The 12,590-nt window shown below is 54.9% G+C and carries 14 protein-coding genes; 8 read left to right on the top strand and 6 right to left on the bottom strand.

Annotated elements, in window-relative coordinates; all coding sequences use genetic code 11:
• The first annotated feature begins 32 nt into the window (after positions 1-32).
• Together rnk and yldA are read left to right on the top strand one after the other, a co-directional pair.
• The gene (rnk, locus tag JTA15_RS01795) at positions 33-443 is read left to right on the top strand and encodes a nucleoside diphosphate kinase regulator (protein WP_014169101.1); all 411 of its coding nucleotides are present in this window, start codon (positions 33-35) and stop codon (positions 441-443) included.
• Positions 444-580: 137 nt separating this feature from the next.
• Entirely contained in the window at positions 581-670 is a 90-nt protein-coding gene (gene yldA / locus JTA15_RS21880) for a small membrane protein YldA (RefSeq protein ID WP_271661446.1), read from the top strand.
• Positions 671-679: 9 nt separating this feature from the next.
• Here yldA and JTA15_RS01790 read toward each other — a convergent pair whose 3' ends face one another.
• Positions 680-1,918 (bottom strand): zinc-dependent alcohol dehydrogenase, encoded by a 1,239-nt coding sequence (locus JTA15_RS01790; protein ID WP_020885007.1) that lies wholly within the window; start codon positions 1,916-1,918, stop codon positions 680-682.
• A 180-nt stretch (positions 1,919-2,098) separates the two neighbouring features.
• On the opposite strand from JTA15_RS01790, the gene uspG reads away from it, so the two are divergent.
• Positions 2,099-2,527, top strand: a complete 429-nt coding sequence (gene uspG, locus JTA15_RS01785; protein WP_020885008.1) for a universal stress protein UspG — start codon at positions 2,099-2,101, stop codon at positions 2,525-2,527.
• Between the two features lie 59 nt (positions 2,528-2,586).
• On the opposite strand, the gene ahpF is transcribed toward uspG, so the two are convergent.
• On the bottom strand, positions 2,587-4,152 hold the full coding sequence (gene ahpF, locus JTA15_RS01780; protein WP_219372806.1) for an alkyl hydroperoxide reductase subunit F: 1,566 nt from the start codon (positions 4,150-4,152) through the stop codon (positions 2,587-2,589).
• A 175-nt stretch (positions 4,153-4,327) separates the two neighbouring features.
• A complete protein-coding gene (ahpC, locus tag JTA15_RS01775) occupies positions 4,328-4,891 on the bottom strand; it encodes an alkyl hydroperoxide reductase subunit C (protein WP_008501015.1) in 564 nt (187 codons plus the stop codon).
• A 639-nt stretch (positions 4,892-5,530) separates the two neighbouring features.
• On the opposite strand from ahpC, the gene JTA15_RS01770 reads away from it, so the two are divergent.
• Positions 5,531-6,430, top strand: coding sequence for a LysR family transcriptional regulator (locus JTA15_RS01770; RefSeq protein WP_025204682.1), 900 nt, complete (start codon positions 5,531-5,533; stop codon positions 6,428-6,430).
• 154 nt (positions 6,431-6,584) lie between these two features.
• Here JTA15_RS01770 and JTA15_RS01765 read toward each other — a convergent pair whose 3' ends face one another.
• Positions 6,585-7,745 (bottom strand): pyridoxal phosphate-dependent aminotransferase, encoded by a 1,161-nt coding sequence (locus JTA15_RS01765; RefSeq protein ID WP_068795111.1) that lies wholly within the window; start codon positions 7,743-7,745, stop codon positions 6,585-6,587.
• A gap of 123 nt (positions 7,746-7,868) precedes the next feature.
• Here JTA15_RS01765 and JTA15_RS01760 point away from each other — a divergent pair, with 123 nt between their 5' ends.
• From JTA15_RS01760 to JTA15_RS01750, 3 genes are read left to right on the top strand one after another with little or no spacing between them, the layout of a single operon-like run.
• Complete coding sequence (locus JTA15_RS01760) at positions 7,869-8,483, top strand: methylthioribulose 1-phosphate dehydratase (RefSeq protein ID WP_020885012.1); 615 nt, start codon at positions 7,869-7,871, stop codon at positions 8,481-8,483.
• Positions 8,480-9,169, top strand: coding sequence for an acireductone synthase (gene mtnC, locus JTA15_RS01755; RefSeq protein ID WP_149376185.1), 690 nt, complete (start codon positions 8,480-8,482; stop codon positions 9,167-9,169). The genes JTA15_RS01760 and mtnC overlap by 4 nt, the downstream gene beginning before the upstream one ends.
• On the top strand, positions 9,166-9,708 hold the full coding sequence (locus tag JTA15_RS01750; RefSeq protein ID WP_014169089.1) for an acireductone dioxygenase: 543 nt from the start codon (positions 9,166-9,168) through the stop codon (positions 9,706-9,708). The genes mtnC and JTA15_RS01750 overlap by 4 nt, the downstream gene beginning before the upstream one ends.
• A 40-nt stretch (positions 9,709-9,748) precedes the next feature.
• On the opposite strand, the gene JTA15_RS01745 is transcribed toward JTA15_RS01750, so the two are convergent.
• Positions 9,749-10,219, bottom strand: a complete 471-nt coding sequence (locus JTA15_RS01745) for an SRPBCC family protein (protein ID WP_219372805.1) — start codon at positions 10,217-10,219, stop codon at positions 9,749-9,751.
• A gap of 43 nt (positions 10,220-10,262) precedes the next feature.
• The gene (gene mtnA, locus JTA15_RS01740) at positions 10,263-11,279 is read right to left on the bottom strand and encodes an S-methyl-5-thioribose-1-phosphate isomerase (RefSeq protein WP_219372804.1); all 1,017 of its coding nucleotides are present in this window, start codon (positions 11,277-11,279) and stop codon (positions 10,263-10,265) included.
• Positions 11,280-11,384: 105 nt separating this feature from the next.
• On the opposite strand from mtnA, the gene mtnK reads away from it, so the two are divergent.
• A complete protein-coding gene (gene mtnK / locus JTA15_RS01735) occupies positions 11,385-12,584 on the top strand; it encodes an S-methyl-5-thioribose kinase (protein WP_219373227.1) in 1,200 nt (399 codons plus the stop codon).
• Positions 12,585-12,590: the final 6 nt, after the last annotated feature.

The following is a 12,590-nucleotide window of genomic DNA, read 5'->3' as shown; positions in this document are numbered from 1 at the left end:
TTACACGCAGCATTAACGACATGGAGTAAAAAATGTCCAGACCCACCATCATCATCAATGAGCTTGACGCAGAACGTATTGACAGACTGCTGGAAAAAGCAGAATTCGCTTCGCTTCCGGTGGCTGACGCCCTGAATGAAGAGCTTGACCGGGCGCAGATGTGCACGCCTGAATCCATGCCTCACGACGTGGTCACCATGAACAGCCGGGTTAAATTCCGTAACCTGGCCACCGGTGAAGAGCTGACCCGAACGCTGGTCTACCCGGCGCAGATGACCGACAGCAGTGCACAGCTTTCGGTCCTTGCCCCTGTGGGTGCCGCGCTTCTTGGTCTGCGTACGGGAGACACCATCAACTGGGCGTTGCCAGGCGGTGCCGCGGCGCATCTGGAAGTGCTGGAGCTGCTCTACCAGCCAGAAGCCGCGGGCGACTACCTGCGTTAACCCCATCTGAACAAACGCTCCCGCGTTGCACAGAGGATGCACCCGCATCCTCTTTCCGCAAATTCACCCGATTATCCTATATCGCCCGAAAACCCCTTAACCCACGCTTAATCTGTTTGGGTGCCGCGGGGACGGTCATGAGTGAGATAGTGGTTATCACACTTATTTTTCTCATTATTCTGGCGATCATCGTCATGGCGGTGCTTTATCTTGAGCGTCATCGGTAAGCGATAATCTCACACCACCCCACCCGGGAAAGCATTGACCAGGCCTTTCACCTGCTGTGCCGCCGCGTCAGGCGTTTCCGCCCCCGGCACCAGAATGACCTTGCGGCACTCCTCCTCCCGTTTTTCGAAAATCTTGTAGGCGCGTTCCGCATCCGCCAGCGGCAGATAGTGGGTCACAATCTCCTCCGGCGTAAGCAGCCCTTTTTCGATAAGCGGCAGCAACTCGCCAAGCCAGGCGTGGACGTGTGTCTGCCCCATCCTGAAACTCAGCCCTTTATCGAAGGCATCGCCAAACAGGAAGCCGTGAATAAACCCGGCGTAAACGCCAGGGACGCTGACAACGCCGCCGCGCCGGACAGCCGCGATACACTGCCGCAGCGCTTTGCCGCTGCTGCCTTCAATTTTAAGGTTGCTGAGGATTGTTTCCGTGGTGCTGCCTTTGGCTTCGAACCCGACGGCATCAATCACCGCATCGACACCACGCTGGCCGGCAGTTTGCTCAATGATTTTTTCGGCGGCATCGTTATCATCATCAAAGTTGACAGGGATTGCGCCGTAGCGCGCCTGAGCGAATCGCAGGCGATACGGGTGATGGTCGATGACGAAGATCTGTTCCGCCCCGAGCAGTCGCGCGCAGGCAATGGTCAGCAACCCCACCGGCCCGGCGCCGAACACGGCCACGCTCGATCCTTTTTCGATCTGCGCATTTTTTGCCGCCTGCCAGGCGGTGGGTAAAATATCTGACAGGAACAGCGCTTTGTCATCGGACAACAGCGGCGGCACCTTGAACGGCCCAACGTTCCCCTTCGGTACGCGAACATATTCCGCCTGGCCTCCGGGCACGCCGCCGTAGAGATGGCTATAGCCAAACAGCGCGGCTGGCGCGGGAATCTGTTTTTTGTTCAGCGCGGCGCCCTGCCCTGCGTTGGTCGTCTCGCAGGCCGCGTATTGCTGCAGACGGCAGAAGAAACAGTCACCGCAGGCAATTACAAACGGGATAACCACGCGATCGCCTTTCTGTAAATTCTTCACCTCCCTGCCGCACTCAACGATTTCCCCCATAAATTCATGACCAAAAATATCGCCGTGTTGCACCTTCGGGATTTTGCCGCGATAGAGATGCAGATCGGACCCGCAAATCGCCGTAGCCGTGACCCGCAGAATAATATCGTCTGGCTGTTCAATGATGGGATCGGGGACATTCTCGACGCGAACATGATGTGGGCCGTGATACGTGAGTGCTTTCATGCAACCTCCGAAAGGATCCAGGACAGTGTATAAAGGGTAGCTACCCCAGAAGACTTGCCCGTGATGACGGATCTTTTGAGATTTTTCCTGGCGAGATCAAAAAGTGGCGCCGCGCTTACAGAAACCATTCATATTTTGTGGTTGAATGAATTCAGCGTTTATAAACAAGGAGAAACGGGTATGTATCAGACAATCATTATGCCGGTTGATGTTTTCGAGATGGAGCTGAGCGACAAGGCCGTACGCCACGCGGAGTTTCTGGCGCAGCAGGACGGGATCATCCATCTGTTACACGTGTTACCGGGTTCCGCCAGCCTGAGTCTGCACCGCTTTGCCGCCGATGTACGTCGCTTCGAAGAGCATCTTCAGCACGAAGCTGAAAATCGTCTACAAACCATGGTCGGGCATTTCAGCATCGACCCTTCACGTATCAAAACTCACGTCAGGTTCGGCAGCGTGCGGGATGCCGTTAATGAACTGGCCAATGAACTGAAAGCAGACGTCGTGGTGATCGGTTCCCGTAATCCTTCCATTACCACCCACCTGCTGGGCTCTAACGCGTCGAGCGTGATCCGCCACACCCACATTCCGGTGATGGTCGTCAGGTAAAAAAAAGAGGCCACCTTTCGGTGGCCTCTTGCTGTTGCAGGTGTAGTCTTGCTTTCTTTTTATGCCGTTTTGGTGCGAATCAGATAATCGAACGAGCTCAGAGACGCTTTCGCCCCTTCACCGGTGGCAATGATGATCTGTTTGTACGGAACCGTGGTGCAGTCCCCTGCCGCGAACACCCCTTTCACGCTGGTTTCGCATTTCGCATCGATAATAATTTCGCCCATGCGGTTGCGCTCAATCGCGCCGTCCAGCCAGGTGGTGTTTGGCAACAGACCAATCTGTACGAAGATCCCCGCCAGCGCCACGCTATGCACGTCACCGCTCACGCGGTCGCGGTATTCCAGACCGGTCACTTTGCTGCCGTCACCTTTCACTTCCGTGGTCTGCGCATTCAGCACGATATCGACGTTTTTCAGGCTACGCACTTTGTCCTGCAGCACCTGGTCCGCTTTCATTTCTGGGGCGAACTCCAGCAGGGTGACGTGTTCAACGATACCCGCCAGGTCAATCGCCGCTTCCACACCGGAGTTACCGCCGCCGATCACCGCCACGCGTTTACCTTTAAACAGCGGGCCGTCGCAGTGCGGGCAGTAGGTGACGCCTTTGGTGCGATACTGATCTTCACCCGGGACGTTCATGTTGCGCCATTTGGCGCCGGTGGCAATGATAATGCTGCGCGCTTTCAGCACCGCGCCGGAGGCAGTTTCAATCTGGTGTAATCCCCCTTCAACCGCGGCCGGAACCAGCTTGCTGGCGCTCTGGCTGTCGATCACATCCACTTCATAATCGCTGACGTGCGCCTTCAGTGCGCCAGCCAGTTTCTGGCCTTCGGTCTTCGGCACAGAGATGTAGTTTTCGATATCCACGGTGTCGAGCACCTGGCCACCGAAGCGTTCGCCCATCAGGCCGGTACGAATGCCTTTACGGGCGGAGTAAACCGCCGCCGCCGCGCCCGCCGGGCCGGAGCCGACAATCAGAACATCATACGCGTCACGTTTGTTCAGCGCTTCTGCCGCACGTTTTTCGGCGCCCGTGTCCACTTTGGCAACGATTTCGGTCAGCGTCATACGGCCCTGGCCAAACTCCTGACCGTTCATAAAGACCGCCGGAACGCCCATGACGTTACGGTCGGTGATTTCGTTCTGGAACGTACCGCCGTCAATCGCCGTGTGCTTAATGCGCGGGTTCAGCACCGACATCAGGTTCAGCGCCTGCACCACGTCCGGGCAGTTATGGCAGGAGAGTGAGTAATAGGTTTCAAACTCAAAATCGCCGTCAATGTCGCGGATCTGCTCGAGCAGCGCCTGCGCCTCTTTTGACGGATGACCACCGGTCCACAGCAGTGCCAGCACCAGCGAGGTAAATTCGTGGCCCAGTGGAGAACCGGCAAAACGCGGCCCCTGGTCAGAACCCGGAGTGGTGATCAGGAAGGAGGGCTTGCGCACCGCCAGACCGTTATCTTCTTTGAAGGTCACGTTCGGTGACAGTTCGGCGATCTCTGCCAGCAGTTCCTTGATCTCTGCCGATTTAGCGCTGTCGTCCAGCGTGGCAATCAGCTCAACAGGTTTGGTCAGTTTCTCAAGGTAGGCCTTGAGCTGGGTTTTCATATTGGTGTCGAGCATTGTTCTTCCCTCTCTAAAAACGTCATCATGCAAGCTGCCTTATTCGGGCGGCCTGAATGCAACTTGCATCATGGTGCTGGAATAAAATGGGCGCGGGCGCGCCCATTACAACTGTCATTTCCGGAGCCTGTCGCGTCAGAGCAGGCGATGCTCTGCGCGAAAGACGGCGGGAAACTTAGATTTTGCCAACCAGGTCTAAAGACGGTGCCAGAGTCGCTTCGCCTTCTTTCCATTTCGCCGGGCAAACTTCACCTGGGTGAGAAGCAACGTACTGCGCCGCTTTCACTTTACGCAGCAGGTCAGAAGCATCACGGCCGATACCTTCAGCGGTAACTTCGATTGCCTGGATAATGCCCTGCGGGTCAACAACGAAGGTAGCACGGTCAGCCAGGCCTTCATCTTCACGCATGTTGTCGAAGTTACGGGTCAGGGCGCCAGTCGGGTCGCCGATCATCGCATATTTGATTTTCGCGATGGTTTCAGAGCTGCTGTGCCATGCTTTGTGGGTGAAGTGGGTGTCGGTAGAAACAGAGTAAACGTCTACGCCCAGCTTCTGCAGTTCGTCGTAATGGTCTGCAACGTCACCCAGTTCGGTAGGGCAAACGAAGGTGAAGTCAGCCGGATAGAAGAAGAAGACGCTCCAGCGGCCTTCGGTATCTTTCTCGGTCACTTCGATGAATTCACCGTTTTTGAACGCCTGGTTTTTGAAAGGTTTAATTTTGGTATTAATCAAAGACATCTGTACTTCCTCCGTGTTTTCGTTGAGATGTAAGGTAACCAACTTTCGCCGGGTGGGCTAATGCGTTTGCTTTATCAAATCAATCAGCCATACCTAACAACCCGAACAAGACAACGTGATGAACTGAATTAACGAAAAGCCAAAAGTAAAAAGGCCGCCCTGGTGGGCGGCCCTGATACCTGAACTTTCCACAGGAACTTTCAGTACCAGCAATTGCTGGCGTTGCGTTGCGCTCTACAAACCTCATATCAAGGCCGTAACAGCGCCTTGATTACAACACCCGCACAGCGCGAGGGCAATGCACATGAGCGCCAATCGTATCTATGGCTGTGATAGGTTTCATCGAACACAGTTTATCGCGCAGGACTGAAGATGCGCCTACGAGGATTAATAAAAATGAATGATAATTATTTGTCTATATATAATTGAGACTATTTTAATGCAAACACTCTCGCAGTTTTAGAGATAAAAATATCTTAATATTCATTGAAGCTCTATTTTATAAATCTGCCATCGTGATATATTAAGTCAACATACAACTCTAATTAAGTAAGTTAATTGCATGGATGGCAAATGATTAACTTCCTTCTATAGTTATCAGTGATGTGTTAACGCAACGCAGTCCACTCAGGATGAAACATGGCTAATCTCTACGATCTGAAAAAATTTGATCTTAATCTGCTGGTAATTTTCGAGTGTATTTATCAGCACTTAAGCATCAGCAAGGCAGCAGAAACGCTCTATATTACGCCCTCGGCGGTCAGCCAGTCGCTGCAAAGGTTGCGTAATCAGCTCAACGATCCCCTGTTCATTCGTTCCGGGAAAGGGATTACGCCCACCACGGTAGGCGTGAACCTGCACCATCATCTTGAGCAAAACCTCAACCAGCTTGAGCAGACGATTAACATCATGCATGGCTCAACGCTAAAAAAGAATTTTGTGGTGTACAGCCCGCAAATCCTGACCACAGAAAATCTGTTGGGCCCGCTTAAATTATTGATGCGTGAGCACAATTACGAGATTGAACTGCATGACATGCTGCTCTCTGCTGACTCCGCAGAGGATCTACTGGCATACCGTAAGGCAGACTTAATTTTCTCAATGGCCCCGGTTAGCAACCGTTCAATGATTTGTGTGCCATATGCATCCTATTCCGTCCTGCTGGTCTGCAGCCAGGATCATCCGCGGATGAAAGAGGTGGCCACCATGGAAGAGCTTCAGGAAGAGAAGTTTACGATATTCCTCAGTGATGAGCCGGGCGTTAAAACCTATCAATCGATGGCAGAAAAAGTGCATGCGGAAAAGACAATCGGTTTTCGCTGTGACTCTGTATTTACTATTATTTCTATGATAAGTGCCTCTCAGTTAATTGGTTACGTACCCGAAATTTTATTTGATAAATACAGTGAAGTGCTAAGACTCAAAAAAATCACTGCACCGTTCACCCTTCCCTCGCTTGACATTTTTATGATTTATAACCGCTCGGCATTAAACAGTACGGCATTCGCGAAATTCATTAACGAAGTAACAGAAAAATAACAGCGACGGGCTGTGTCGCTCACAGCCCGTTTTCTCTGTTAATACATAATCCTGACTTATATTTTATAACGCTCTTTCGCGTTATTTTGACTGATATTACTCTCACTTATTACGGGCAGACCGCCGTTATTCTAACGTGAGAGGGATGACACGCTCAGAGTGTATTCAGCCGCTCCGCCGCCGCGAGAAGCGTCGATTCCTGTTTCGCAAAACAGAGCCGGATCAGCTTATGCGGGAACGGGTCGTCGCAAAATACGGACAGCGGAATGGCAGCAACGCCCACCTCTTTTGTCAGCCACTGGCAAAAACTCACGTCATCCCGATCCGAAATCGCGCTGTAGTCCGCCAGCAGGAAGTAGGTCCCTTCGCAGGGTAAAATCTCCAGACGGCTCTGGCTTAGCGCATTCACAAACAGATCCCGACGCTGACGGTAGAATGCCGGCAGGTCGCGGTAGTGCTCCGGTTCGGCGCGCAGCATATCAGCCAGGGCCAGCTGGGCCGGCGTGTTTACGGCAAACGTCAGGTACTGATGTACTTTACGCAGCTCAGCGCTGATGGCCGCGGGAGCCACGCAGTACCCCACCTTCCAGCCGGTCATGTGATAGGTTTTACCAAATGACGATACCGCCACGGCACGCTCGCGAAGCTGCGGATGGGCCAGCACGCTGGCATGCCCTTCCTGCGCAAAACAGATGTGCTCATACACTTCATCGCTCAGCACGTAAATTTCACGCCCGGCAATCGCCTGCCAAAGTTTTGCGAAATCGGCTTTCTGCCATGCGGTCGCCGACGGGTTGTGCGGAGTATTGATAATAACCAGACGGGTTTTGTCGCTCAGCAAGGCAGCAAACGCCTGCCAGTCCGGACGGAAATGCGGTGGCTGTAGCGCGATACGTTTCACCACGCCGCCGGAGAGTTCAACCGCCGGCGCGTAGCTGTCATAACTCGGGTCAAAGCAGATCACCTCATCACCCGTGCGCACCAGCGCGGTAATTGCGGCATACAACGCTTCGGTCGCCCCTGCCGTCACCGTGATGTCGCTGGTAGCGTCTGGCTTATAGCCATACAGCTCAGCCGTTTTGTCTGCTATGGCGTCCCGCAGTGCCTGCACGCCCGTCATCGGTGCATACTGGTTCGCCCCCTGCGCAACGTGGTACGCCAGACGTTCCTGCAAATAACGCGGGCCATCAAAATCAGGGAACCCTTGCGAGAGATTAATGGCGTTGTGCTGCTGGGCCAGTGCGCTCATTTGCGTAAAGATGGTGGTACCAAGACTGGGAAGTTTACTCTGAGGAATCAATGCGTTATTGCTCATTGTGTTGTGCCTGCATGTAATACTTATGTTGCTGACACTATAACACGATGTTAGTCTTTGGCAATCAAGACGCTTAGACGTCTAAACAATATGAATATTCCTGACCGAGAGGGAAAAAGGAAGATGACCGACAACCTGCAACTCACACACCTGGTCGACGCCTGCCGCTGGATCGGCGCCAAAGGCTGGGCTCCCGCGACCGGCGGTAACATGTCCGTGCGTCAGGATGCGCATCTGTGCTGGCTCAGTGAATCCGGCAAAGATAAAGGCAGCCTGACCACAGACGATTTTCTGCAGGTGGAGATTGCGACCAACCGTGCACCGTCTGGCCGCACGCCGTCGGCTGAAACCGGGCTTCACACGCTCATCTATCGTCTGTTTCCCGAAGCCAACGCGGTTCTGCACGTCCATACCGTCAATGCCACGGTCTTGTCGCGGCTGGTCAAAGAGCCCGAGCTGAAGATCACCGGCTTTGAGATGCAAAAATCCCTCTCCGGGCAGAGCACGCATCTGGATACGGTCGCCATCCCGGTGTTTGATAACGACCAGGATATCGACGCACTCGCCGTGCGCATTGCCGAATACGCTCAGGCGCACCCGTTTAATTATGGTTTTCTTCTGCGCGGTCATGGCTTAACCTGCTGGGGACGCGATGTGGCCGAGGCCCGCCGTCATCTGGAAGGACTGGAATTCTTATTTGAATGCGAAATGCGTTTACGACACTGGGAGAGAGTATGATTCGCGCGATTGTGACGGATATTGAAGGGACCACCAGCGATATCCGTTTTGTCCATGATGTTTTGTTCCCCTACGCGCGTGAGCGTCTGTCGGCCTTTGTGACCGCGCAGCAGTACGCCGAGCCGGTCAAATCCATTCTGGACAACCTGCGTGATGAAATTAACCATCCGCACGCCAGCGTAAGCGACCTTATCGACACACTCTTTACGTTTATGGATGAAGACCGCAAGTCAACCGCGTTAAAGGCGCTGCAGGGGATCATCTGGCACGACGGCTACGTTAACGGCGATTTTACCGGCCACCTCTACCCGGACGTCCTGCCTGCGCTGGAAAAATGGAAAGCGCAGGGTATTGATCTCTATGTTTATTCCTCAGGCTCCGTCGCGGCGCAGAAACTGTTATTTGGCTACAGCGACGAAGGTGATATTACTCATCTGTTCAGCGGCTATTTTGATACCCACATCGGTGCCAAGCGCGACGTCCAGTCTTACCAGAACATTGCGGCACAAACGGGTATCCCCCCGTCGCAGATCCTGTTCCTGTCGGATATACATCAGGAGCTGGACGCCGCTGAGCAGGCAGGTTTTCGCACCCTGCAGCTGATTCGCGGCGATGATGACGGTGCAAGCCATCACCATCAGGTACACCAGTTCGACGAGATTAACCCGGAGCAGATCCCTTCATGAGCGCATTGACCATTTATTCCGATAAAGACCCCAGTCAACCTCGCTGGCACAGCACCGACGCTGCCGACATCGCCCAACAGCTCAACGCCAGAGGGGTGCGTTTTGAACGCTGGGCCGCAGACCGCGACTTAGGCCGCGATCCTGCCCCCGATGCGGTTATCGCGGCTTATCAGCACGCGATCGACACGTTAGTGGCAGAGAAAGGTTATCAGAGCTGGGATGTCATCAGCCTGCGTGCCGATAACCCTCAAAAAGAGGCGCTGCGCGCTAAGTTCCTGAACGAGCATACCCACGGGGAAGATGAAGTGCGTTTCTTTGTTGAGGGTGCGGGGCTGTTTTGCCTGCACATTGGCGACGAGGTGTGTCAGGTATTGTGTGAGAAAAACGACCTGATTTCCGTGCCTGCCGGAACGCCGCACTGGTTTGATATGGGCTCAGAGCCGAACTTTACCGCCATTCGTATTTTTGATAACCCCGAGGGGTGGATTGCGCAGTTCACCGGCGATGCGATTGCGGATGCGTATCCGCGTCTGGCATGATTTTTCCCCTCTCCCTCCAGGGAGAGGGGGCGAAAAAACGTCAGTGTTTCAATCCCTTCGTATACGCCACCAGTTGGTCCAGCACAATGCCCCACCCTTCGTGGAAGCCCATCTGTTCATGCTGCTCGCGGATTTCCGCCGTTGGATGGCGAGCAATGGCGGTATAACGCGTTTTGCCCTCCCCCACATCATCCAGCAGTAGAATGGCCGTCATAAACGTCTTTTCGGCGGGCTTCCAGCCTTCCGTGTAACCGTCGGTAAAGACCAGCTTCCTGCCGGGATCGATTTCGAGAAACACACCCCGGTTATCCATCCGTTGCCCGTCTACCTCAAACACCGTGTTAAACCGCCCGCCAACGCGCAGGTCAAGGTCACACTCGGTCACTTTGTGCGGAACCGGAATGAAGAAGTTTTTGATGTGCTCGGGTGTCGTCCAGCAGAGCCACAGCAGATCGCGCGGGGCATCCACCACGCGTTCCAGTTTTAAGTCTGTATCAGGATCAAGCGTCACGTGACTGTCCTCCTAAAGGGAACCCCTTAAAGGATAGTCGTCCTCAGGCGAATTTCCCTTTTGCCACCTCTTCCGGCGTGACGATGCCCGTATCCAGCACCCAACCGCTTATCAATGCCGCTGGCGTGACGTCAAAGGCCGGGTTGTAGACCTGCGTGTTTTCAGGAGCCCACTGCACCGCGCCAAAACTCCCGGCCACGCCCGTTACTTCGCTGGCCGCACGTTGTTCAATGGGGATTGCCTCACCGTTTGGGCACGCCGGGTCAAGCGTGGTATGCGGGGCAGCGACATAGAACGGAATACCGTGGAACGTTGCCAGAACCGCCAGAGAATAGGTGCCAATTTTATTCGCCACGTCGCCGTTGGCCGCAATACGGTCTGCGCCCACCCACACCGCGTCAACCAGCCCTTTTGCCATCAGGCTGGCGGCCATGGAATCGGCGATCAGCTGGTACGGCACGCCCAGTTCGCCGAGTTCCCATGCGGTCAGTCTTCCACCCTGCAACAGGGGGCGGGTTTCATCCACCCAGACAGAGCTGACGCGTCCTTCCTGATGCGCGCGGGCAATCACGCCGAGCGCGGTGCCAACCCCTGCCGTCGCCAGCCCGCCGGTATTGCAGTGGGTCAACAGACGGCTGCCGGGTTTCACCAGCGTACTGCCGGCATTCGCGATGGCCTCGCACAGCTGCTTGTCTTCATCAATCAGACGCAGCGCTTCCGCCACCAGCGCAGGCACAAAATCCTCCTGCCAGAGAGCCAGCTTCATGCGGTCGAGGTTGTTCATCAGGTTCACCGCCGTCGGGCGGGATGCCCGCAGGGTCTCCAGCGCCACAGCCAGTTCATCACGGCTTTTGCCGTTTTCCGCCAGAAGGGCCAGCAGCAGGCTTGCAGAGAGACCAATCAGCGGTGCCCCGCGTACGCGCAGGGCGTGAATATGGCCGACCAGCGCCTCTACCGTCGAGGCGTCAAGCCAGCGTTTCTCCTGAGGAAGCGCCTGCTGATCGAGAATAAATAACTGATTCTCCGCCACTCGCAGGCTGGTCGTCTGTAATGTCTGCATGTCGTTAATTCCCTGTTGCGTTGTTGTAGCACATTGTGTCAGGATGAAATCCAGATGTATAGACGTCTAAATGTCTTTATTAGCAAAACCAGTGAGGAACAGGCAATGTCGCAATACCGTACCTTTACCGCCCAGGATGCCGTGGAGTATGCAAAGCAGTTCGGCGGCCTTGATGATCCCTCATCGCTGGTGGAGGCGCAGGAAGTGGGCGACGGTAACCTCAATCTGGTGTTCAAAATTTTCGATACCGAGGGCGTGAGCCGCATCGTTGTTAAGCAGGCGCTGCCGTATGTGCGCTGCGTCGGCGAATCCTGGCCACTGACCCTGGATCGCGCCCGCCTGGAGGCGCAAACGCTGATCGAACACTACCAGCACAGCCCGCAGCACACGGTGAAAATCCACCACTTCGACCCCGAACTGGCGGTGATGGTGATGGAAGATCTCTCCAGCCATGCCATCTGGCGCGGGGAGCTGATCAAAAATACCTACTACCCACAGGCGGCGCGTCAGTTGGGTGAATACCTCGCGCACACGCTGTTCCATACCAGCGACTTTTACCTGCACCCGCATGACAAGAAAGCGCAGGTCGCGAAATTCCTTAATCCGGAGATGTGCGAGATCACCGAAGATCTGTTCTTCAACGATCCGTACCAGGTCCACGAACGTAACAACTACCCTGCTGAACTGGAAAAAGACGTTGCCGCCCTGCGCGATGACGCTCAGTTAAAAATTGCCGTGGCCTCGCTGAAGCACCGCTTCTTCTCACACGCTGAAGCCCTGCTGCATGGCGATATTCACAGCGGCTCGATTTTCGTGGCAGACGGCAGTCTGAAAGCCATCGACGCAGAGTTCGGCTATTTCGGCCCCATCGGTTTTGACGTCGGCACCGCCATCGGCAACCTGCTGCTCAATTTCTGCGGCCTGCCGGGGCATCTGGGTATTCGCGATGCTGCCGCGGCCCGTGAACAGCGTCTGACCGACATTCAGACGCTGTGGAACACCTTCGCGGAGCGCTTCCAGATCCTGGCCAGTGAGAAAACGCGCGATGCGGCACTTGCTGCCCCGGGCTACGCCTCTGAATTCCTGAAAAAGGTGTGGAAAGACGCGATCGGATTCTGCGGCACGGAGCTGATTCGCCGCAGTGTCGGTCTGTCGCACGTGGCGGATATCGAGACCATTCAGGATGAAGCAATGCGCCACGAATGCCTGCGCCACGCGATTACGCTTGGCAAGGCGCTGATTGTGATTGCCGACCGTATCGACACCGCCGAAGATCTGGTGGCGCGGGTGCGTCAGTACAGTTAAACGCCT

This window comes from Enterobacter sp. BIDMC 29, from assembly GCF_019378755.1.
GTDB lineage: Bacteria > Pseudomonadota > Gammaproteobacteria > Enterobacterales > Enterobacteriaceae > Enterobacter > Enterobacter ludwigii.
This window is presented reverse-complemented; position numbering and strand designations above follow the sequence as displayed.

Coding starts and splice junctions, on each gene's coding strand:
- rnk (WP_014169101.1), top strand. CDS start 33: ATGTCCAGACCCACCATCATCATCAATGAGCTTGACGCAGAACGTATT.
- yldA (WP_271661446.1), top strand. CDS start 581: ATGAGTGAGATAGTGGTTATCACACTTATTTTTCTCATTATTCTGGCG.
- JTA15_RS01790 (WP_020885007.1), bottom strand. CDS start 1,918: ATGAAAGCACTCACGTATCACGGCCCACATCATGTTCGCGTCGAGAAT.
- uspG (WP_020885008.1), top strand. CDS start 2,099: ATGTATCAGACAATCATTATGCCGGTTGATGTTTTCGAGATGGAGCTG.
- ahpF (WP_219372806.1), bottom strand. CDS start 4,152: ATGCTCGACACCAATATGAAAACCCAGCTCAAGGCCTACCTTGAGAAA.
- ahpC (WP_008501015.1), bottom strand. CDS start 4,891: ATGTCTTTGATTAATACCAAAATTAAACCTTTCAAAAACCAGGCGTTC.
- JTA15_RS01770 (WP_025204682.1), top strand. CDS start 5,531: ATGGCTAATCTCTACGATCTGAAAAAATTTGATCTTAATCTGCTGGTA.
- JTA15_RS01765 (WP_068795111.1), bottom strand. CDS start 7,745: ATGAGCAATAACGCATTGATTCCTCAGAGTAAACTTCCCAGTCTTGGT.
- JTA15_RS01760 (WP_020885012.1), top strand. CDS start 7,869: ATGACCGACAACCTGCAACTCACACACCTGGTCGACGCCTGCCGCTGG.
- mtnC (WP_149376185.1), top strand. CDS start 8,480: ATGATTCGCGCGATTGTGACGGATATTGAAGGGACCACCAGCGATATC.
- JTA15_RS01750 (WP_014169089.1), top strand. CDS start 9,166: ATGAGCGCATTGACCATTTATTCCGATAAAGACCCCAGTCAACCTCGC.
- mtnA (WP_219372804.1), bottom strand. CDS start 11,279: ATGCAGACATTACAGACGACCAGCCTGCGAGTGGCGGAGAATCAGTTA.
- mtnK (WP_219373227.1), top strand. CDS start 11,385: ATGTCGCAATACCGTACCTTTACCGCCCAGGATGCCGTGGAGTATGCA.